Below are 21,060 nucleotides of genomic sequence, written 5' to 3' on the forward strand. Positions count from 1 at the left end.
TCTCTAAATTCCCGATGCCCCGCCGCGTTTAGAGACCGCTAGTTAACTTCAATCCAATAACTCCCGCAATAATCAACGCAATAAATAGGAGTTTTAGCGCACTCTTCTTCTCTTTAAAAAGCACCATTCCCATTACGACGGAACCAACTGCACCGATTCCAGTCCAAATCGCGTAACCCGTACCAATCGGAATCGTCTTCAAGGCGAGCGAAAGCAAGAAGAAACTAGCAATCATAAAGACAACCGTATAAATAGAATAGTTTAGCTTCTTAAATCCTTCCGAGAGCTTCATCATTACAACAAAAGCCATTTCGCAAAGTCCAGCAATCAATAGAAAAATCCATGCCATCACGCGTCACCAGCCTTTTCATCCGACTTAGCGCCGCCATCTACCAATTTCAGACCGATAATCCCTGAAATCAGAACAATCAACGAGATAATTTTCCATAAATTTGCCGATTCATTCAAAAATAACATCCCAATAATCGCCGTTCCTGCCGCACCGATTCCCGTAAATACAGCATACGCCGTACCAATCGGAATCTTGCGCATCGCCCGCGCGAATAAATAAAAACTGACGATCAAAAATGCAATCGTTAACAAACTCCATCCTAACCTACTAAAACCATGCGCTTCCTTCAAACCGAACGCCCAAACGATTTCAGACAATCCAGCGAGCATTAAATAAATCCATGCCATCACTTTTTCCTCCTAAATAACTGGGCTGTCCCAAATTTGTTGAAAATATGATGCATCACGTATCCGAAAGGTCATCCTCTCTAGTCCTTATAACAATGCGGCTAGTGCTTCCCATGCCGCGTCGCGCCGTTTCGTAAAATCCTGTGCATCATAGATTTCATGTTCCAAACTTAAACCATCAAGCAAACAATAGAACACATAAATCCATTTCTCTTTCTGCGCCGCGTCTAGCTTTTGGCTTAAAATCGCACCGATAGATTCAGACGTCATCGCTTCATACGTCGTCATCTCCTCACGCATCTGCTTTGCGAGTGCCTGTGGCGGGAAAAAAATCGCGCGCTGGAAAAACCGTTTCACATCAGGATCCACACCGAAATCCGTTACTCTATAGAAGAAAGCACGCAATTCCGCTTCCATCGTGCCATGCCTTTCCTTCGCAACTTCCTCCAGCATCACCAATTCATGTCGCATCACATCTCGATAAATTTCCAAAAACAATGCTTCCTTCGAGGAAAAATGCGCGTAAATAGATGGCGTCTTAATTCCAACCGCCTTCGCAATTTCCGACAACGCCGTACCTTCATAGCCCTGCTCCGCAAAAAGTGGCAATGCCGCCTCCTTCAATCGCTGACTTGACATAAGAACCTCCTAACTAACATTCATTAGTTTTATTATAGCAAAAAAAACACGATACGTAAACCCAGCATATCGACAAAGGTTCACTTTGGTCGATATGCTGGGTTTACACGATAACTCAAAGTCCAACTAACCATCAATAACAGACCATTCATTTTGTTTCATATCATAAATTAAATGCGCCACCACATGGCCATATTCAATTAGATCACTGGAGCGCAATAACTCTTGCATATCATCTTTCAAATTCAAACCGATTGGTACTTCAATTTGATTGCGCGTCTTCACAGCATCGTCAAACGATATACAGGCACCTTCTCGAAAATATGTGGCGAACTTCTTAAGCAAGTCCACTGGTATGTCCGCAATTTTCTTTCGTTTCATGAAAGGCAAAACAATTTTCTCTGTCGTCATTTGCATCATATTTTTCCAGATTGCGTAGCCAAGCACATGATAGAATTGGTCTAAATTGCGGTAATAAACCTTGTTATATCTCCCATCATCTTTTGTTAGATAGACAAAGTTATTCTGGAGTTTATAATAAAACGGGGAACGTAAATGCCTGCCAGTATGCGCCAAATAGAGCAACTCAGCCACTTCTTGTGCTGTTAACTGATTCACTAAGTCAATATCTTCAAAGTCCACCCAACAAAAATCAGCATATTGCGAAACGGGCGCCTTTTTTAATTCTGGTAAATCATTCACATCACTATAATGAAAAGATGTATGTGCATTGAAAGACGCCTCAGGGAATTGATGTTTTAACAACAGAACATTTTGAGGGGGAGTCATCACACTATTCATAAAATCGCAAAATGTAATACCGCTTGTCACAACATTATTTATCACATTATCCATATGTACATAAATAGTTTGTTGCTTCAATATCTCTTTTTTCATTGCCTCACTCACCCAATTTCTCTTATTTCTATCCACTTTCGCGCAATCATATATCCATCATACAACACTTCTCTCTAAATGTATGTGTCAATTGATTCAAATCTTAGTTACTAATTGATGACAGACATTATTAAAGCTGTGAAAATGAAGGTTTACCCGCCACACACACAACTAAAAATCATCACAGTTCTGTCACATTTGTTTGTCATAATAGGGAAATTTCGTATTTTTTGTAAACGAAGTACATGGTAAAGTTATTTTAGCAAGACATCACTTAGGATAATAATTATAGGAGGAATGTTTATACTTTTCATGCAAGGTAAATTCTAAGATGGAATGCGATAACTTTAAAAAAACGGAATTAGATTTAATCAAGGTAAATAAACCAAATTGTGGGGGAATTAATTAAATGAATAAGAAAATGAATAAATTAGCGTTGGCTTTTCTAGCAACAAATATCATCGCAAGTACAGTAATCAATGAAATACCACTAGGCACACAAGCGGCACAACTCATTGCTGCAACAAATACTGCTGATAAAGTGGCAGAAGCAAAAGCGAATTTCCACGGCTTTAGCCTTAGTGCAGATGCAACATCATGGTTTGCTAAGATTGATGAGAAGAAAAAATCAGACTACCAATACGATTTTTATATCAATGGTTCCTTCGCTGCTTCTTGGTATGTAAATGGCGTATCACCATACGCTAATAACAGCACAGATGGTATCGACCGCATCGTTTCTCAAGGTCATACATTCAAAGAGGGCGATGTTCTGACAGCTACAGTAACGATAGATGGTACTGCGTATGAAGTTGGAAAATTAAGCTTATCATCCTACAATGACGCAAAAACCGCGGCAGATGCATTATTCATCAACAACGACACGACAAAAGGCATCAAAGATTCAACAACACAAGCGGCAATTGATGCAGCAAAAGTTTTGGCAAACAAGGTAACAGACACAACGAAGAAAGCAGAACTGACTAAAGAACTTACCTTAGCACAAAACATTTTAAATGCAAAAGCGAATTTCCACGGCTTGAGTGTTAATACGAATGCAACATCATGGTCTGCTAAAATTGATGAGAAGAAAAAATCAGACTATGGATACACTTTTTCTATCAATGGTTCCTACGCTGCTTCTTGGTATACTGATGGCACATCACCATACTCTAATAACAGCACAGATGGTATCGACCGCATCGTTTCTCAAGGGTATACATTCAAAGAGGGCGATGTTCTGACAGCTACTGTCACATTCGATGATACTGTGTATGAAGTTGGGAAATTAACCATATCATTTTACAATGACACAAAAACCGCAGTGGATGCATTATTCATCAACAACGACTCGACGAAAGGCATCAAAGATTCAACAACACAAGCGGCAATTGATGCAGCACAAGCTTTGATAGGCAGAGTAACAGACACAACGAAGAAAGCAGAACTGACCAAGGAACTTACCTTAGCACAAAACATTTTAAATGCAAAAACGAATTTCCATGGCTTGAGTGTTAATACGAATGCAACATCATGGTCTGCTAAAATTGATGAGAAGAAAAAATCAGACTATGCATACACTTTTTCTATCAATGGTTCCTATGCTGCTGAATGGTATACTGTTGGGACATCACCATATGCTATTAACAGCACAGATGGTATCGATCGTATTATTTCTCAAGGTTATGCATTCAAAGAGGGCGATGTTCTGACAGCTACTGTCACATTCGATGGTACCGTGTATGAAATCGGAAAATTAACCGTATCATTCTACAATAACGCAAAAGCTGCGACGGATGCATTATTCATCAACAACGACTCGACGAAAGGCATCAAAGATTCAACAACACAAGCGACGATTGATGCGGCACAAGTTTTGGTAAACAAAGTAACAGATGCTACGAAGAAAGCAGCTTTACAAGCAGATATAGCCAAAGCACAAAATGAACTCAACACACGTAACGCCGAAGCAACAAAACAAGCGGCTGCAACAACAAGTGTGAATGAGCTCTTCATCAACAACAATTCAGCTAACCACATCAAAGACTCGACGAACCAAGCAGCAATTGACGCTGCACAAGCAAAAGTGAATCTTGTAACAGACGTATCAAAAAAAAGCGGAATTACAAGCCCAAATTGACAAGGCTCAATCAGAATTTACAGCACAAGATGCCGTAACAGTAGCGACAACTAGCGTTAACAACCTATTCGCAGATGCTCCATCAAACCAAGTACTAAAAGAAACAACAACACAAGCCATGATCGATGCAGCACAAGCAAAAGTAGATGCTCTATCATCTAAGGTCCCAGAAAAAGCAGAACTAACAGGGGATATCAATAAAGCAAACACACTATTCAATCAGATCGTAGCAACAACCATTGGTGCGTTAACAACAGATTCTACATCCGTGTCTGGTAAAGGCGAACCAAATGCAGATATCGTTATTAAAAACGGTAATGCCATCATTAAATCTGGTAAAATAGCAGCTAACGGTGAGTATTTCTTCAACATCCCAACACAAGCAGCAGGCTCTACCATCACGGCTACCGTAACAAAAGCTTCCAATGGTAAAACATCAAGTGCTAGCACAAAAATAAGCGACGAGGCGATTACAGCCACAACAATCAGTGCTCTAACAGTAGATTCTACAACAGTTTCTGGTAAAGGCGAACCGAATGCCGATGTTGTCATCAAGAATGGTACAATACAAATCAAAGCAGGTAAAGTTGCAGATGATGGTACGTATTTCTTCAACATCTCGAAACAAGCAGCAGGTTCTACGATTACAGCAACCGTAACCAAAGCTTCTAACGGTAAAACATCAATCGCCAGCACGACAATTCCGGCAGTGGATACTAAATTAACAGCGAATGATTATACAATCGGAACAGCTACATTAAGCGGTAAAGCCCCAACAGGTACAGGTTTTGTACGTCTTTGGGTGAACAATAAAGCTGTATCAAGCGTATCACCAAGCGCAGATGGTTCATACACATTTACAAACGTCCCTAACTTCGTAAGCTTAACAACAGATAAAGTCGAAGTTGTGGCAGTGGATAAAGCCTACAAAGAAATGGCGCGTACAACCGTCGTAACAAAAGGTATCTCTGTCTTAGACAACAGTCTGAGTGCACCAACAAGCTTCGCACTTGGAACAGATAAAACAATCAGCGGTACTTTCGGGAGCAACGTATTCCAAGTTCGCTTAGCAATCAACGGTGTGAACAAAAAACAAGCAACAAAAACTGGCAGCAACTATACAGTGGACGCTAGCGACATCAAGAACACAACAGATACAGTTGAAATCGTAGCAGTCGATGCCCAATACAACGTAGTAGCACGCAAAACAGTGACTGTCACAGAGAAAGAAAGTAACGTCCTAAATATTAATCCGTATGCATTCGGTGATTCAACGATCAGCGGAACAGCAAGTAAAAATGTCTATGCCGTTCGTGTATGGGTCAATGGAGCAGTTAAAAAGAATTTCAACATGACTGCAACTGGTGCGTTTAGCTTTGCTGATATTAAAACATTGGTAACGAAATCAACAGACATCGTGAAAGTAGTTGCGGTTGATTCCAATTATAAAGAACTCCAAAGCGTTATTCTTCAACCTAAATAAGCAGTTCAATCTGTAACGGAATACGTATCGAAAATCTGAAATTAGATTTTCGATACGTATTTTCTGTTTTATCATCAAAAGAAAGTGGAAAATTGGATAATCAGCCTTCCTTGTTGATTCTTTTTGTACATAAATTTAATACTGGAGATATGGTATTATTAAATCTTATGTAGTTGTTATAATTCACGAGTGATATATACAATAAAACGATTGAGCTTAGATAGCAACGAGATCACATAACAATTTTTAGCGGGATATTTAAAAGGGAGTAATCCTACATATAGTATTTTGCTGAAGCAGTGGCCTCTAATTATAAGATTGGCGTATTATCAAGACCTCTGGACAGATATACTTAAGGTGTTATGAAGATGAACGATGCCGATTGCAAATACCATGTTTGTTCGGACACCTCCTTATAGAGGGGCTCACGCAAGGATTTTTCAACTTACCAACAGAGAAGGTTAAACAATCAGACCTCTCGGGACTTTCACTGCGTCCTAACAAATATAACGGTTTGAAAGCTCATCAACATAATGGGCCCTTTTCAGCTTTTCATATAAAAAAGCTAGTATCCCCAGATACTAGCTCCAAAAAGTATGTCTATGTAGTTTAACGTACACCTAGCTTCACAATGGTTAAGTGATTTTTTTGCAAATTATGCCAAATGTCATTTCTGGATTTGGTCTTCTCTACAAAAATACCTTTTTTCTCTAATTGTTGGATTACCTTATTCAACACATCTTTATTTTCTTGCAAATGGTATCACTCCAATCGCTTTTCACTTACTATCCCGTTTATATTTTCTCTATAGGTTCACTTTAACACAAAACACCTGACAAAAATAGCCCTTTTTTCAAAAAAAAATCTAGTATTTACGAATTATTTTTCGTTTTTTTAGTCCTGTAAACGGTTCAAACCCGAATATTATCCCTAAAAACAGACTATTTCAGAAAATATTGTTATAATTAAAGAATAATGAAGGAGTGATGAACATGGCAATTTCACAGGCCAAGAAAGCACGGATGAAGCGTGTTAGAGAAGGAAAACTGGATCCAGCGATTCACAGAAGTGCTTTTGCAACGTTGGATTTAAGCACGAAACGAACAAAAACAAAGCACGAGAAAATGAATCAGAAAAAATACAAGCAGTCTTATTCCAACGCGGAACAGGATAGCTTGTATTTTTTTACATACTACAAAACTTTTTCTAAAAAACTAATCGTACGCTCGTGTTGTGGCGCGTCAAACACTTGCTCTGGCGTGCCTTCCTCGACGATATAACCGCCGTCCATGAATATAACGCGGTCACCAACTTCTTTTGCGAAGCCCATCTCATGCGTGACAACCATCATCGTCATGCCTTCTTTCGCTAAGTCTTTCATAACGCCTAACACTTCGCCAACCATTTCTGGGTCGAGTGCTGATGTTGGTTCGTCAAAAAGCATGATGTCAGGATTCATCGCGAGCGCTCGGGCAATCGCGACACGTTGTTTTTGTCCGCCGGAAAGTTGGCTTGGTAGTGCGTCTGCTTTGTCTGATAGGCCAACACGTTGCAGGAGCGCAAGACCCGTTTTTCTGGCTTCTTCTTTGGATTGCTTACGTAATTCTGTCGGCGCAAGCGTGATGTTTTTCAACACAGACATATGCGGAAAAAGATTGAAGTGCTGGAATACCATGCCAATGTTTTCGCGTACTTTGTTGATGTCTGTTTTCTTATCGGTGATTTGGAAGTCATCTACAACCACGTCTCCCGCTGTAATTTCCTCCAGGTTATTCATGCAGCGCAAAAACGTACTTTTTCCGGAACCGGATGGGCCGATAACGCAAACTACTTCGCCTTCTGCCACTTCAAGATTGATTCCTTTTAAGACTTCATTGGTTCCGAAGCTTTTCTTTAGATCGGTTACTTTTAGTTTAGTCATTGTTTACCCTCCGTTCCATCACGTTTGATAGTTTCGTTAAGGCAGTGATGACAATCAAGTACATGATTGCAACAATCAGCCAAATAGTGGACGATTCAAATGTACGCGCGATGATAATTTTACCAGATTGTGTTAGCTCAACAAGACCGATAACACTCATGATGGACGTATCTTTCAATGTGATGACGAATTGATTGATGAACGACGGAATCATGACGCGAATTGCTTGTGGTAGAATGATTTTGATCATCGTTTTGCCGTATGGTAAGCCAAGTGAACGACCTGCCTCCATTTGACCTTTATCAACGGCTTGGATTCCGCCACGGATAATTTCGGTAATGTAAGCCCCCGCATTCAAACTCAAGGTGATGACTGCGGCGACGGTGGCGTCCATTTTAAAGCCCATTGCTTCGGGAATCCCGAAATAGATGAAGAAGGCGAGGACGATTAACGGAATACCACGGAAAATGTCGACGTAAACTGTTGCAATGCCGCGCAATACTTTGCTGCGACTCACTTTTAGGAAACCGAAGACAAGCCCTAGAATTGCGGCGAAAACGAGCGAAATAAGCGTTAATTTAATCGTATACCAAAGACCGAGTAGTAAGGCCGGCGCGCTTTCGATGAGTAAATCCCAGAATGATTGGGGTTTTACGTCGCTACCAATATACCGATCAATGATTTCTTTGTATTCACCGCTTGCTTTGATGTTCGTTAGTCCAACGTTGAATTTCTCAAGGAGTTCTTGATTTTTACCTTTGTTAACTGCAAAACCGTACGAATTTCCTTTTTCTTTTTCTGTGACGATATCCAGGCCGTTGCCTTGTTTTACGCCATAAGCGAGAACGGGATAGTCATCGAAACACGCGACTGAATTGCCGGTTCTAACGTCTGCGTACATGCTTGCAGAATCATCGAATGGCACAAGTGTAAAGCCGTATTTTTCTTTATTGGCATCTGCAAAAGCATAACCTTCTGTTCCTGTTTTGACAGCGACTTTCTTGCCGCGTAGGTCTTCGTAGGATTGAATCGAATCGTCGCCTTTTTTGATGGCCATAACGATGCCTGATTCAAAATAAGGATCTGAGAAATCGAATTTTTGCTTGCGTTCATCGGTGATACTCATGCCTGCGATGACGCCGTCCACTTGGTTACTCGTCAGCGCTTGGACCGCCGCATTAAAACCGAGCGGCTTTACATTGTACTGAAAATCTTGATCTTTGGCGATGGCTTTCAGGATGTCCATATCAATCCCGACTAGCTCGCCTTTCTTATTTTGAAATTCAAACGGAGCAAACGTCTCATCTGTCCCGATTTCATACACTTTCTGTTCTGCTGCCTGCGCTTTTGGTACAAAACTACCTGCAACCATTGCGAATACTGCCATAAATGACAAAAGTAAAAATAGTATTTTCGTCTTTTTCATTGTTTCCTCCCCATTTTGCAAGTATGTATATAAATTGTAACTTTGCTTTTGATGCTGTAAAAAACACGATACATTCTCGATTTTATCATAATGTAACCTTATTGAAAATACCCAATTCGGATAAGGTTAGTAGAAGATATCAGAAAACCTCGGAATAATCGCGCTATTCCAAGGTTTTTTTATGGCATTTCGACTTTATAAATTTTATTAGGCTTCGTCGCCCCATACGTCTTTTGCAATCGCTACAACGTGTGCTAATTTTGCCCATTGTTCGTCTTCGGTGAGGATATTTCCTTCTTCTGTCGATGCAAAACCACATTGCGGGCTTAGACAAAGTTGGGAAAGTGGGACGAACTCGGATGCTTCTTTGATTCTTTTTTGAATAGCTTCTGGATCTTCTAGAACGCCATTTTTGGATGTAATTAAACCGAGAATAATTTTCAAATCTGGGCGTTTGACGTAGCGTAATGGGGCAAAATCGCCGGAACGATCGTTGTCATACTCTAGGAAAAAGCCGTCGATATTTAGGCCGCCAAACAGTGTTTCGGCAACGGGTTCGTAGCCGCCAGAAGCAATCCATGTCGAACGGAAATTACCGCGGCAAATATGCATCGTGATGACCATGTCCGCTGGTTTTTCGGAGACGGCTTCGTTGATTAAATTTTTATATGTTTCTTGTAAGGCATCTGGGTCAAAACCGCGCGAACGAACGACTTCCCGCTGCTCATCGGAACATAAATAACTCCAAGATGTGTCGTCGAGTTGCAAATAACGGCAACCCGCATCATAGAAAGCCTGAATCGCTTGTTTGTAGGCATTCGCTAAATCTTGAACGAATAGCGCGTTGTCTGCCAAGTACGGCGCATACTCCATATCCCCGCGGTAATGCAACATCGCTGGGCTTGGAATCGTCATTTTCGCAACGGTATCTTCTCCTGCAATGCTATGTAAAAACTGATAATCTGCGAGCATTGGATGCTTACCACATTTGATTGGTGCCACTATTTTAACAGAATGGGTTTTCGTTTGGACGTTGGCGAACTGAATGCCATCTTGCGCGTCATATCCTTCCACGCCTTCTAAGCCTTCTAAGAAATCAAAATGCCACCAAGCGCGGCGGAACTCGCCATCAGTCACCGCTTTTAAGCCTGCCTCTTTTTGCTTAGCCACGATATATTTAATTTCTTCGTCCTCAATCTCCCGCAATTCCGCGTCATTTATTTTGCCTGCTACTTTGTCTAGCCTTGCCTGTTTAATCGCTTCTGTTCTCAAAATGCTGCCAACTTGATCTGCTTTAAATGGTGCTTTCCCCATGTTCTCCACTCCAATCTTCCAATTTGAAAAAACCGAACCTTTTTTACAAGGCTCAGCTCTCTTCTCTTACGCTTCTGCGATTACTTCGATTTCAATATCCGCGTCATTCGGCAATTTAGCCACTTGAAAAGCGCTACGTGCCGGGTAATCTCCTTCGAAAAATGACGCATAGATTTCATTGACCGCGATAAAATTACCAAGGTCTTTGAAAAGTACGGTTGTTTTGACGATTTTATCAAGGCTTGAGCCACCAGCTTCTAGCACCGCTTTAATGTTTGCAAATGCTTGCTTTGTTTGTGCTTCAACGCCTTTGACCATTTCACCCGTTGCTGGATCGATACCAAGTTGCCCCGATGCATAAATAAAACCGTTTACTTTCACTGCTTGGGAATATGGGCCCAACGCTTTTGGTGCTTGATCTGTGTGAATAATTTCTTTTGTCATGTCTAAATCCTCCTAATTGTTGTTTATATTAGTATTGTATTTCAATTCAGATAGTTTTGCAATCTTTAAATAGGTAACTTATCACGAAAATCGTGCCAACGTTCGTTGATAATGTGTTGAATTTGACTTATGACATCGTGTACATTCGACATAAACACTTGGATGAGCAGATACACACCGGTCAACGTTATAATCGTAACAACCACAAATACTAAAATACTGACCCAATACACATCGATACGCGATTTTTCGTAATGACCAATAATAAAATACATAATGGCATATGGCAGAAATAGCAGTGCCATCAAGCAGAGTAACACCGATATAAGTACCGAACCGAAGCATGTCATGATGATAGATACGAGTATAATAACAAGCGGAAACGTAATCATACCGCCAATACCCGCAGCACTTTTCATAAATGTCACTTCCTTGATTCCCATGACATAGCGTATTGCAACCCAAGAAACCGTTATATTCAACAACATTAAAATGAAGATATAAATAAAAATCTGCCCTGAAGAAACAAAAATAGCGGTAACTACTTTTTGCAATATGGGATACTCTTGCAAAGCGCTTAATATGAGCCCTTTCATGTTCCAGCTATATTGCAAGGATAGTCCAATAACAAATAGTAAAACGTGAAATAGTCCAAATGCCCCCTTTTCTTGACTTGCTTGCATACTCGTTTTTACTGGTCGAACAATCGTCATCCCCACATATGAAAAATAATCTCGAATCATTTCAAAACTCACTCCTTTTTAATATGCTATAATTATAACTTGTCGCCATTCGTTTGGCACTTTTAAGATAATTTTTTTGAACAGACAGGAGGGTCCTATGCTACTATTACTCGCTTCGGCTTACTATATCATGATGAACGTGATTGGCTTTGCAACCATGGGTATCGACAAAAATAAAGCAATCAAACACCAATGGCGCATTCCAGAAGCAACACTTTTGCTCGTTGCCTTTCTCGGCGGCGGCATCGGTTCATGGCTCGGTATGCACACGTTCCACCACAAAACGCATAAATGGAAATTCACATTCGGCGTTCCTTTTTCGATTGTCCTACACATTGGAATTATGCTGTACCTCATCACGTATTTTAAGTAGTTTTATCACAAGCGCGGAAGTTGTTTCTGCCCCGACTATCCTTTAAAATAAAACTATTCGAGAGGGGTTTTTAGCTATGAGTTTTAATCTTATTTCCGTTGAAGAATTGGAAAATCGATCTGCAGAAAACATTATCGACGTACGCGACACGGCCGATTTCAACGCCGTTCATATCGAAGGTGTCCGCAATATTCCGCTGATTGGCCTGCCAAATTTTGTGGAAGAACTGAATCCGAACACCATCTATAGCCTGATTTGTTATTCAGGTAATCGCTCCACGCAAGCCTGTGAATACTTAAGTGCCCGCGGTTTCCAATGCGAAAATGTCGTCGGTGGCATGAACGCTTGGCTCGAAAAAGAAAACTAAAAAAGAGGTACGCCAAATCCGCTGAAAAACCGGGTCTGGCGTGCCTCTTTATTTTGCATTATTTTCCTTTTCCAATCCGACTCACTAGTTTGCCGAGTTCCATCAAAATCACAGCTCCTAGCGCTAGTCCTGCCGCGATTCCCCACTCATTTAAACCGAATGATGCTGGAATCGAGAATACTTCACGCGCACCTGGAAGCACTGTCACCCCATAAAGTACGAAACATACCAACACAGCGTAAATCACATATTTATTACTGAAAAATCCTGCTTCGAACGCCGTTTGTTTGTTAGAACGTGCCGCAAAGGTTTGCAACGTACGGGCTAAAATCAACGTCGTAAATGCCATCGCCACACTGATTTCAGGCGAATGTTGCAAGCCGATATATTGCGAAATAATAACCGCAACCCCAATCAAGACACCACGCGTAATGACTGCCTGCATCGTTCCACCCGCAAAAATGCCTTCTTTAATATCCCGCGGTTTGCGCTCCATCACATCTGGCTCTGCTTTTTCCATCCCCAGTGCAATCGCTGGCAAAGAATCATTGACCAAGTTGATAAACAGCAGTTGTAGCGCCGTAAACGGATTAATCCAGTCAAATATCAAAGCAAAAAGAATCGCAATAATCGCGCCTAAATTCCCTGCAAACAGGTACGCAATCGACTTTTTAATATTATCAAAAACGGTACGGCCGACTTCCACCGCGCTCACAATCGAAACGAAATTATCATCCGTCAAGACCATCGCCGAAGCATCTTTGGCAACATCGGTTCCACTTCCCATCGCCACACCAATATCGGCTTGTTTCAAGGCCGGCGCATCATTCACGCCATCCCCCGTCATCGAAGTAACCTTACCTTTTTTTCTGCCATGCTTTCACGATTCGAATTTTATTTTCAGGAGATACGCGAGCATAAACCGAAATATGTTCCAGTTTTGCATCGAGTTCTTGTTCCGATAATGCGTCCAGCTCTTGTCCCGTAAGCGCGATATCATCCGGTTGCATCAAGCCAATTTCGCGCCCAATCGCTTGCGCCGTTGTCTTATGATCCCCCGTAATCATCACTGTGCGAATCCCTGCCTTTTTCGACTCCTCAATCGCCGCATACACCGCTTCACGTGGCGGATCAATCATCGCCGTCAAACCAACAAGCACCAAATCATGCTCATCGTCCAAATCAACATCCGGCTGTGAACCGTCCAAGCGCTTATACGCGTACGCCAAAACCCGTAACGCCTGATTCGAAAAGTCCTCATTCGCCTGCATCAAGGTTGCCTTCAATTCATCGGTAAGCGGCTGCTCCTTGCCATCCAAAAACACCTGGCTACAGCGCGCAAACACGACATCCGGTCCACCTTTTGTCAGCATCGCTTTTTGCCCATCAAACGTATGCACCGTTGACATCAACTTCCGCTCCGAGTCAAACGGAATCTCTGCCTCCCGCAAATAACGCTCCCGAATCTCGTTATAATTCTTATTGTTCTTATTACTAAACGCGATTAGCGCAACCTCCGTCGGGTCTCCAAGCTCAAGCCCCTCCTCATTGATGTTCGAGTCATTACAAAGCACCGCGATATGAATCAAACGACGCTCACCATCCGACCACGTATCCGGCGTATCTGGGAAAACCTCCTGCGTCCCGTCCGGCAAATAATAATCCACCACCGTCATCTTATTCTGCGTCAACGTCCCCGTTTTATCCGTACAAATCACGCTCGTCGAACCAAGCGTCTCAACAGCCGGCAACTTCCGAATAATCGCGTGCCGTTTGGCCATCTTGTTCGTCCCAACCGACAACACAATCGTCACGATCGACGACAACGCCTCTGGAATCGCTGCAACAGCTACCGCAACAGCAAACATAAACGCGTTCAAAATCGCCTTCGTCATGTCTCCACTTCCGCCGCCGAGCCATGCACGCCCAGCCTCAATCGCGAAAATCAAAATACATAACAGCAAAATCCCAACGCCCAGTTTCTTACTAAAACTCTCCAATTTTTTCTGCAACGGTGTCTGTTTCGCCTCAGCACTTTCAAGCAACCCAGCAATTTTGCCGATTTCCGTACCGCCGCCCGTTCCAGTCACGACAAAAGCGCCACGACCATAAACCGTCAGTGCACCACTAAAGACCATGTTTTTCCGATCCCCAAGCGCCACGTCTTCTGAAATCACACGAATATGCTTTTCGACCGCCTCCGATTCCCCTGTCAGCATGCCCTCGTCCACTTTAAGCGAACCACTTTCAAAAATCCGCCCATCCGCCGGAACAAAATCCCCAGCATCCAGCAAAACAATATCACCAACAACGAGTTCCCGTGCAGCAATCGTCAACTTCTCACCATTTCGAATCACCTTAGCCTCAGGCGCCGACATCTCTTTTAACGCATCGAGCGACCCCTCCGCCTTGCGAGTCTGCACCACACTAATCACCGAATTCAGAATCAGCACCGCAAAAATAATCAACGACTCCACAACCTCGCCAATCAAAATCTGCACAAGCGCTGCGGCAAGCAAAACAATCACCATCGGATCCTTAAAGGTCTCTAAAAACAGTTTCCACAAGGGGTCCCGCAACTTATCTTTCAATTCATTATAACCATCTCGCTCCAACCGTTTCGCAACCTCCGCCGTCGTCAATCCAGTTTTCGCAGAAGTTTCTAACTCTTCTAATACCTTATCCGCTTCCTCCTGATATCTCTGCATACCCACACACCTCTTTTTTACAATATACTAACCATTATACCCGAAAAACCCCTTTTTCAAATCAAAAAAACCACGAAATCCCAAAAAAATCGAATTTCGCGGTCTAAAATCACTGTTAAAAAATCTATGTTTTCACTAATTATACCGCTGAGCTACTCTCGTAAGTCGGACATCTTTGCCTTGCCCATCAACAGCATCGTGAAGAATGCCAAGCTTAGCGGAATGAGCGTCCACAAAAATGTTTGCGCGATCGAGCTACACAATACTTCGGTCACCTTGTCCAAAATTTCAGTTGGAATTTTTGCACGTAGTTCTGGTGACAAGATCGCGCGGCTATCGATGTGCTTAAACATATCCGGAACCCCGTCAGCAAACAGGTTCCGCTGCACCACGCCATAAATCGTAATCCCAACGGTCATACCGAACGAACGGATAAAGTTGTTCGTCGCACTCGCCGTTCCGCGTTCACTCGGATTAATTTTATACAAGCTCGCCGTCCCAAGAATCGAGAACGATGGGCCAATCCCAACGCCCAGCATCACCATGTAAATCGTCAACATATAGCGCGGTGTATCCGGCGTCAACGTCCCGAACAAAATCGTCGTGACAAACGTCAAAATCCCAGCACAAATCATGATCGAGCGGAAACTAAATCGGTTCGCCAAGTTCCCCGAAACAGCCGCCATCACGCTTGTCCCAACCATCATCGGTAGGAGTAGCAAGCCCGAATTCGTCGCCGTTCCACCATCCACACCTTGCACATAAAGTGGAATATAAATCGTCGCCACCATGAAGACACCACCGTACAGCATCCCCGTCAGCACCGTCCCCAAGTAAACATTTCGCTTAAACAAATAAAACGGTAAAATTGGGTCCGATGCTCGGCGCTCAACGAAAATCAGCACAATCATTGCGACCACAAACAACGCAAACAGACTCAAAATCTGCACAGAATCCCAGGCATACGTCTGCCCGCCAAGCTCTAGCCCGAACATCAAAGCAACCGTCCCGCCAACGAGGAAGAACGCGCCCAGCCAATCAATTTTAGCTTTATTATGCTTCGGTGATTCCTTATAAAAAGTACTAATTAAAAATAAGGCCACAATCCCAATCGGTATATTGATATAGAAAATCCAGTGCCAACTAATATTATCCGTAATGAAAGCGCCAAGTAGCGGTCCAACAACGCTTGATAGTCCGAATACAGCACCAAACCAACCGCCGACACTCGCTCTTTTTTCTAGCGGCAATACGTCCCAAATAATCGTGAACGCAATCGGCATCAATGCACTGCCACCGACGCCTTGAATCGCGCGGTAAATCGCGAGTTGCGTCATTGATTCCGCCGTCCCACATAAAATCGATCCAATTAAAAAATAATGTAATCCCAAATATGTAGAATCGCTTCCGTCCATACATATCCGATAATTTCCCAAAAATCGGCATTCCAGCCATTTCCGCGACTAAGTACGCCGACGTAATCCAAACATACTTATCAAGTCCCCCTAAATCCCCTACGATTGTGCCCATACTTGCCGCAACAATCGTGTTATCAAGAGAAGAAACAAATATTCCGAGCATGAGCGCTATCAATACCGGAACTATTTTCGTTTCTGTTTTTGCCATTTTCCTCACCCTTCTTGACCTCAACCATGTATAATAGAGATATCACAGTTCGTCTTCTTAATTTAACACTGTTAAATTATATCCTTATTACCCTGAAAATAAAATCAGTCTAAAGGAGTATTTTTAGTGAGCAAAAAAAAGGAATCTAACCAAAGAAAAAATAATTCTCGCCTCATTAGAAGTTTTACAGAAGAATGGTATGCAAAAATTGTCGATGCGTAAAGTGGCCGAAGCGATGAACGTCCAAGCCCCTGCGATCTATTGGCATTTCAAGAACAAACAGGATTTGCTTCAAGGTTTGGCAAGCTACATGTCTTCTCAGATTGAGCTCCCTGATTCGGCGCTCCCTTGGCAGGAAAAAGCGCGTATTATTGCGATCCGAAGCCATGATATGATGCGCGAAATCCCCGATGGTGCGGAAATCATGATGAAAACGATTCCTGTGGATATACACCGTTTGACGCTGATCGATTGCTTGTTCCGCGCCTTTTTGGACGCTGGGTTCAGTGAAGATCAGACGCTTGCTCTGTGCAATTTAATTGATAATTATGTGACGGGTATTGCGCTGGATGAAACATCGCAGGACAGGACGCTGAGCGAGGTTGGGCCGGATAAAATACACGGACTTTTTGCCTCGATGTTCGAACGAGAAGATACGCAAAATCTAAAAGTGCTGCCAGTCATGAAGAAACACGCTGAATCTGGCAATCGTTTCGATCTTAATTTCCTATTTGGACTGGACGTTATTATCGCTGGTGCTGAGAAGTTGCTGGCGTCAAATGAGGGAGTGTAAAACATGCGTGAAGATAAGTTATTAGAAGGAGAACGCGTTTTCTTGCGCCCATTGAATGCAGACGATCAAGATACATACTATACGATGTTTTTCAACACCGATGTGCGCCGTTTAACGGGGACCAAACAGGCTTTTACCTATGCCCAAATTGAGCAATATATCGCGAATAAGTGGCAAGATAGCGAGGCAGTGTTATTGCTGATTTGCTTGCAAGTTACGGAGGAAGTGATTGGTGACATTGCGCTACAGGACATCGACACGACAAATCGCAACGCCAACATACGTGTCGCGATTGGAAAAGTGGAACATCAAAGTAAAGGATACGGCTCGGAAGCCATGCGCCTCATGCTTGATTATGGATTCGGGATTTTGAATCTGCACCGCGTTGAATTAAACTTGTTTGACTACAATAAACAAGCCGCCCGCGCCTACGAAAAAGTCGGTTTCACCATCGAAGGCGTACAGCGAGAAGCCTTATTTTACGACCATGCTTATCACGATTCGATTTTGATGAGTATGCTTGCTCGGGAATATCGCGAAAAATATTTAGAATAACCTCAAAAAAGAAGGAAGGCATCCAACTAACAGATTCCTTCCTTCACCATTATTCATTTCTTGAAAACTGCGCATCATGTAAATTGCGGTACGCACCATTTCTTGCGAGCAACTCCGCATGAGTTCCTTGTTCCGCAATTCCAGACTCATTCACTACAATAATTCGATCCGCGTGTTTAATCGTTGCCAATCGATGCGCAATAATCAACGTCGTCCGCCCCTTCGCCAACTCATCCAACGACTGCTGAATCACTAGCTCCGTCTCCGTATCAAGCGCTGATGTCGCCTCGTCCAAAATCAAAATCGGCGGGTTTTTCAAGAACATCCGTGCAATCGCCAGTCGCTGTTTCTGACCACCTGAAAGTTTCACACCACGCTCGCCGATAAGCGTATCCAAACCATTTGGCATCTCATCCACAACTTTTTCCAAATGCGCCAATCTCACCACGTATTGAATTTCCTCATCCGTCGCATCCAGTTTCCCATACGCAATGTTCTCCCGAATCGATCCTGAAAACAAGAACACATCCTGTTGCACGACCCCAATCTGCGCCCGTAAAGAAGCAAGCGTCATCGCCTGAATATCCACCCCATCAATCGTAATCGAGCCCGCCGTCACATCATAAAACCGCGGCAACAAGTTACAAATCGTCGTTTTCCCAGCACCAGAAGGCCCAACAAATGCAATCGTCTCGCCCGCCTTCACCTGCAAATCAATCCCATCCAGCACCATTTTTCCAGAATCATATTGGAACGACACATTATGATATGCAATATCGCCATGCAAATGCGCCACATCCATTGCATCCTCACGATCCACAATCCCCGGCTTCGTATCAATTACCTCGATAAACCTCTTAAATCCAGCAATGCCCTTCGGATAACTCTCAATCACCGAATTAATCTTCTCAATCGGCCGCATAAACACATTCGTCAACAAAATAAAACTCACAAACTGCCCGTACGAAATCTCATCATTAATTACAAAATAAGACCCAAAAAAACAGCGCAAACAACGTAATCAGCCGCATCAAAAAGTAGTTAAACGAGAAACTAAATCCCATCACCTTATAAAACATCAATTTCGACTGGCGATACGTCTGATTCAGCAAACCAAAACGCTCCCTCTCAAAACCCTCATTCGCAAACGCCTGAACCACGCGCACACCACTAATCGCATTCTCCACGCCCGCATTAAAACTACCCAAATCCTTAAAAATCTGCGTATTAACACCCGTCATCTTTTTATTGAATAAAATAATCAAGGCACCCAAAATTGGCACGAGCACAATCGTCATCACCGCAAGCTTCACATTAATCGTCATCATCAACAAGAACGCTCCAACAAGCGACATAATCGAAATGAAAATATCCTCTGGCCCGTGATGCGCGACCTCTCCAATCTCAAACAAATCCGTCGTCATCCGCGACATCAATTTTCCCGTTTTCTGGTTATCGTAATACTCAAACGGCTGCTTCTGCAAATGCGCAAACAAATCCCGGCGCATATCCGTCTCAATATTCAGCCCCAACATATGCCCCCAATATGTAACAATATACTGCATAAACATATTCAAAAAATAGAAAAATAACAACGCCAAAGCCGCCGTCACAATCAATCCCCAATCCTTGTTCGGCAACAACTTATCAATCACCTGATTCACCGCTACCGGAAACGCCAACTCGAGTAGCGCCGCGATAACCGCACATCCAAAATCAATTATAAATAAAAGCTTATAAGGCTTATAATAACTAAAAAATCGTTTCAACATCATCATACCTCCCCTTTCTGTCACGGAAATTCTATTATAACAAACAAAAGTGTTCATGCCTAGTTGAGAGCTGTTCTCAATTAAAAAAGTTCCCATTTTCATAGGAACCATAGTTACATTCACTTATTTCCACCTAATTGCCGATTCTTTCGCCGTCCAAACGGTATCATCGCAATCGCACCAAAAATCGTACAACTATAATACGTAATCAAGCGCCATAATATCAAGCCTATCACCAATTTATCAGGACTGAGCACCATCCCAAAAAACGAGGTAAAACTATATTCCGCGCCGCCACTACCACCAGGCGTTGGAATCGAGGACGACAATTTCATCACAAACGCATGATACGTCATCACCGTCATCAAACCAACGTCCGTCACGCCCATGCTAAGTAACACAAAATAAGGAATACTCAAATAAAAACAAGAGCTGAAGCGTCGTGTACCCGACACATTCCCAAATCAATCGTTTATTCCCACTGAAACGCACGCTTTCTTCATGAAACGAGAAAATCTTACTATCCGCACTTTCACGAATCCCCTCACGCTTTTCTTTTTTTACGAATAAAAGCGCTGGTTTCAAAAGAAGATGCACAATTGCCGCAGCTATGCGTTCACTTTTAGCCACCGTCATCAGGAACACAATGACCCCCAAATTAATCACAAATCCAATCAAAATCAAGTACTTAATTTCAAATGTCGTGTGCCCAAGAAGTGGAAAGCCAACAATCAGAAAGAAAATAAACGTGCCTACAATCACCGCTTGATAAATAATAAACTTGATAAGTAGAACCGAGCTCGCAAGACCAATATCGATTTTCCGTCGCGTCAATAAATAAAGCTGCGCCGGCTGTCCACCACTCGCAAACGGCGTCACCGAATTAAAAAACTGTCCAATCATCGTAATTCGAAACGATGTTCGAAGCTTCAATGTAGGATCTGCTTGCTTCCCAAAACGGTGCAAAACAACCGCTTCCAGCCACCAATACAAAAACATCGCCAAACAAGCAATCCCGATATAAACTAAATTCACATGCTTCAGAACATCGAAAACCCTACTCCAGTTGACATCACGAAATTGGAAATAAATAAATCCAACACTAATTCCAACGACTAGCAAAATACTAATCAGATGCCGGCTCGTATTTTTACTCATCT

18 protein-coding genes and 3 pseudogenes are annotated in these 21,060 nt (G+C 42.6%); 6 read left to right on the forward strand and 15 right to left on the reverse strand.

Translation table 11 applies throughout. The annotated features are described in order from the left end of the window. Positions 1–28: 28 nt before the first annotated feature. From PCORN_RS09605 to PCORN_RS09620, 4 genes are all read right to left on the reverse strand, one after another. Positions 29–349 carry a DMT family transporter gene (locus tag PCORN_RS09605; protein ID WP_036079680.1) on the reverse strand — a complete coding sequence of 107 codons (321 nt, stop codon included), beginning with the start codon at positions 347–349 and terminating at the stop codon, positions 29–31. Then, positions 349–699 (reverse strand): DMT family transporter, encoded by a 351-nt coding sequence (locus tag PCORN_RS09610; RefSeq protein WP_036079683.1) that lies wholly within the window; start codon positions 697–699, stop codon positions 349–351. The genes PCORN_RS09605 and PCORN_RS09610 overlap by 1 nt, the downstream gene beginning before the upstream one ends. 87 nt (positions 700–786) lie before the next feature. Next, a complete protein-coding gene (locus tag PCORN_RS09615) occupies positions 787–1,338 on the reverse strand; it encodes a TetR/AcrR family transcriptional regulator (protein ID WP_036079687.1) in 552 nt (183 codons plus the stop codon). A 126-nt stretch (positions 1,339–1,464) separates the two neighbouring features. Continuing rightward, positions 1,465–2,235 (reverse strand): hypothetical protein, encoded by a 771-nt coding sequence (locus PCORN_RS09620; RefSeq protein ID WP_036079841.1) that lies wholly within the window; start codon positions 2,233–2,235, stop codon positions 1,465–1,467. 409 nt (positions 2,236–2,644) lie between these two features. On the opposite strand from PCORN_RS09620, the gene PCORN_RS09625 reads away from it, so the two are divergent. Together PCORN_RS09625 and PCORN_RS19750 are read left to right on the forward strand one after the other, a co-directional pair. Further along, entirely contained in the window at positions 2,645–4,375 is a 1,731-nt protein-coding gene (locus tag PCORN_RS09625; protein WP_036079690.1) for a toxin Cry1Ac domain D-VI-related protein, read from the forward strand. Further along, on the forward strand, positions 4,371–5,858 hold the full coding sequence (locus PCORN_RS19750) for an immunoglobulin-like domain-containing protein (protein ID WP_241433147.1): 1,488 nt from the start codon (positions 4,371–4,373) through the stop codon (positions 5,856–5,858). The genes PCORN_RS09625 and PCORN_RS19750 overlap by 5 nt, the downstream gene beginning before the upstream one ends. Before the next feature lie 609 nt (positions 5,859–6,467). Here PCORN_RS19750 and PCORN_RS19615 read toward each other — a convergent pair. The 6 genes from PCORN_RS19615 to PCORN_RS09655 form a co-directional block, all read right to left on the reverse strand. Continuing rightward, positions 6,468–6,614, reverse strand: a complete 147-nt coding sequence (locus PCORN_RS19615) for an Lmo0850 family protein (protein WP_167330521.1) — start codon at positions 6,612–6,614, stop codon at positions 6,468–6,470. A 436-nt stretch (positions 6,615–7,050) separates the two neighbouring features. Further along, positions 7,051–7,779 carry an amino acid ABC transporter ATP-binding protein gene (locus PCORN_RS09635; RefSeq protein ID WP_036079696.1) on the reverse strand — a complete coding sequence of 243 codons (729 nt, stop codon included), beginning with the start codon at positions 7,777–7,779 and terminating at the stop codon, positions 7,051–7,053. Further along, the gene (locus PCORN_RS09640) at positions 7,772–9,166 is read right to left on the reverse strand and encodes an amino acid ABC transporter substrate-binding protein/permease (protein WP_420912027.1); all 1,395 of its coding nucleotides are present in this window, start codon (positions 9,164–9,166) and stop codon (positions 7,772–7,774) included. Before PCORN_RS09640 ends, PCORN_RS09635 begins: the two co-directional genes overlap by 8 nt. 246 nt (positions 9,167–9,412) lie before the next feature. Continuing rightward, positions 9,413–10,519 carry a 5-methyltetrahydropteroyltriglutamate--homocysteine S-methyltransferase gene (locus PCORN_RS09645; protein WP_036079701.1) on the reverse strand — a complete coding sequence of 369 codons (1,107 nt, stop codon included), beginning with the start codon at positions 10,517–10,519 and terminating at the stop codon, positions 9,413–9,415. A gap of 66 nt (positions 10,520–10,585) precedes the next feature. Then, complete coding sequence (locus PCORN_RS09650; protein WP_036079704.1) at positions 10,586–10,963, reverse strand: RidA family protein; 378 nt, start codon at positions 10,961–10,963, stop codon at positions 10,586–10,588. A 65-nt stretch (positions 10,964–11,028) separates the two neighbouring features. Beyond that, entirely contained in the window at positions 11,029–11,706 is a 678-nt protein-coding gene (locus tag PCORN_RS09655; RefSeq protein WP_036079706.1) for a hypothetical protein, read from the reverse strand. A 97-nt stretch (positions 11,707–11,803) separates the two neighbouring features. Here PCORN_RS09655 and PCORN_RS09660 point away from each other — a divergent pair, with 97 nt between their 5' ends. Further along, positions 11,804–12,079: a DUF1294 domain-containing protein gene (locus PCORN_RS09660; protein ID WP_036079708.1), complete on the forward strand. Its 276-nt coding sequence runs from the start codon at positions 11,804–11,806 to the stop codon at positions 12,077–12,079. 76 nt (positions 12,080–12,155) lie between these two features. Continuing rightward, positions 12,156–12,446 carry a rhodanese-like domain-containing protein gene (locus PCORN_RS09665; protein WP_036079711.1) on the forward strand — a complete coding sequence of 97 codons (291 nt, stop codon included), beginning with the start codon at positions 12,156–12,158 and terminating at the stop codon, positions 12,444–12,446. Positions 12,447–12,504: 58 nt separating this feature from the next. Here the strand turns inward: PCORN_RS09665 and PCORN_RS09670 are convergent. Further along, positions 12,505–15,154: pseudogene (locus PCORN_RS09670) on the reverse strand (cation-translocating P-type ATPase). A gap of 152 nt (positions 15,155–15,306) precedes the next feature. After that, positions 15,307–16,780: pseudogene (locus PCORN_RS09675) on the reverse strand (MDR family MFS transporter). Between the two features lie 163 nt (positions 16,781–16,943). Between PCORN_RS09675 and PCORN_RS09680 the strand changes: the two are divergent. Then, positions 16,944–17,573, forward strand: a complete 630-nt coding sequence (locus PCORN_RS09680) for a TetR/AcrR family transcriptional regulator C-terminal domain-containing protein (RefSeq protein WP_277620188.1) — start codon at positions 16,944–16,946, stop codon at positions 17,571–17,573. 3 nt (positions 17,574–17,576) lie between these two features. Then, positions 17,577–18,128 (forward strand): GNAT family N-acetyltransferase, encoded by a 552-nt coding sequence (locus PCORN_RS09685; RefSeq protein WP_036079715.1) that lies wholly within the window; start codon positions 17,577–17,579, stop codon positions 18,126–18,128. Between the two features lie 49 nt (positions 18,129–18,177). Here PCORN_RS09685 and PCORN_RS09690 read toward each other — a convergent pair. From PCORN_RS09690 to PCORN_RS09695, 3 genes and pseudogenes are all read right to left on the reverse strand, one after another. Next, positions 18,178–19,900, reverse strand: a pseudogene (locus PCORN_RS09690) (ABC transporter ATP-binding protein). A gap of 119 nt (positions 19,901–20,019) precedes the next feature. Next, on the reverse strand, positions 20,020–20,301 hold the full coding sequence (locus PCORN_RS20815) for a lysylphosphatidylglycerol synthase transmembrane domain-containing protein (protein WP_277620180.1): 282 nt from the start codon (positions 20,299–20,301) through the stop codon (positions 20,020–20,022). Next, complete coding sequence (locus PCORN_RS09695) at positions 20,291–21,058, reverse strand: lysylphosphatidylglycerol synthase transmembrane domain-containing protein (RefSeq protein WP_051999370.1); 768 nt, start codon at positions 21,056–21,058, stop codon at positions 20,291–20,293. The genes PCORN_RS20815 and PCORN_RS09695 overlap by 11 nt, the downstream gene beginning before the upstream one ends. Between the last annotated feature and the right edge of the window lie 2 nt (positions 21,059–21,060).

This window comes from Listeria cornellensis FSL F6-0969 (assembly GCF_000525855.1).
Classification (GTDB): Bacteria; Bacillota; Bacilli; order Lactobacillales; family Listeriaceae; genus Listeria_A; species Listeria_A cornellensis.

Excerpts from the sequence above, each read along its gene's own strand:
- PCORN_RS09605 (WP_036079680.1), bottom strand. The coding sequence starts at position 349 with ATGGCATGGATTTTTCTATTGATTGCTGGACTTTGCGAAATGGCTTTT.
- PCORN_RS09610 (WP_036079683.1), bottom strand. The coding sequence starts at position 699 with ATGGCATGGATTTATTTAATGCTCGCTGGATTGTCTGAAATCGTTTGG.
- PCORN_RS09615 (WP_036079687.1), bottom strand. The coding sequence starts at position 1,338 with ATGTCAAGTCAGCGATTGAAGGAGGCGGCATTGCCACTTTTTGCGGAG.
- PCORN_RS09620 (WP_036079841.1), bottom strand. The coding sequence starts at position 2,235 with ATGAAAAAAGAGATATTGAAGCAACAAACTATTTATGTACATATGGAT.
- PCORN_RS09625 (WP_036079690.1), top strand. The coding sequence starts at position 2,645 with ATGAATAAGAAAATGAATAAATTAGCGTTGGCTTTTCTAGCAACAAAT.
- PCORN_RS09635 (WP_036079696.1), bottom strand. The coding sequence starts at position 7,779 with ATGACTAAACTAAAAGTAACCGATCTAAAGAAAAGCTTCGGAACCAAT.
- PCORN_RS09640 (WP_420912027.1), bottom strand. The coding sequence starts at position 9,166 with ATGGCAGTATTCGCAATGGTTGCAGGTAGTTTTGTACCAAAAGCGCAG.
- PCORN_RS09645 (WP_036079701.1), bottom strand. The coding sequence starts at position 10,519 with ATGGGGAAAGCACCATTTAAAGCAGATCAAGTTGGCAGCATTTTGAGA.
- PCORN_RS09650 (WP_036079704.1), bottom strand. The coding sequence starts at position 10,963 with ATGACAAAAGAAATTATTCACACAGATCAAGCACCAAAAGCGTTGGGC.
- PCORN_RS09655 (WP_036079706.1), bottom strand. The coding sequence starts at position 11,706 with ATGATTCGAGATTATTTTTCATATGTGGGGATGACGATTGTTCGACCA.
- PCORN_RS09660 (WP_036079708.1), top strand. The coding sequence starts at position 11,804 with ATGCTACTATTACTCGCTTCGGCTTACTATATCATGATGAACGTGATT.
- PCORN_RS09665 (WP_036079711.1), top strand. The coding sequence starts at position 12,156 with ATGAGTTTTAATCTTATTTCCGTTGAAGAATTGGAAAATCGATCTGCA.
- PCORN_RS09685 (WP_036079715.1), top strand. The coding sequence starts at position 17,577 with ATGCGTGAAGATAAGTTATTAGAAGGAGAACGCGTTTTCTTGCGCCCA.
- PCORN_RS09695 (WP_051999370.1), bottom strand. The coding sequence starts at position 21,058 with ATGAGTAAAAATACGAGCCGGCATCTGATTAGTATTTTGCTAGTCGTT.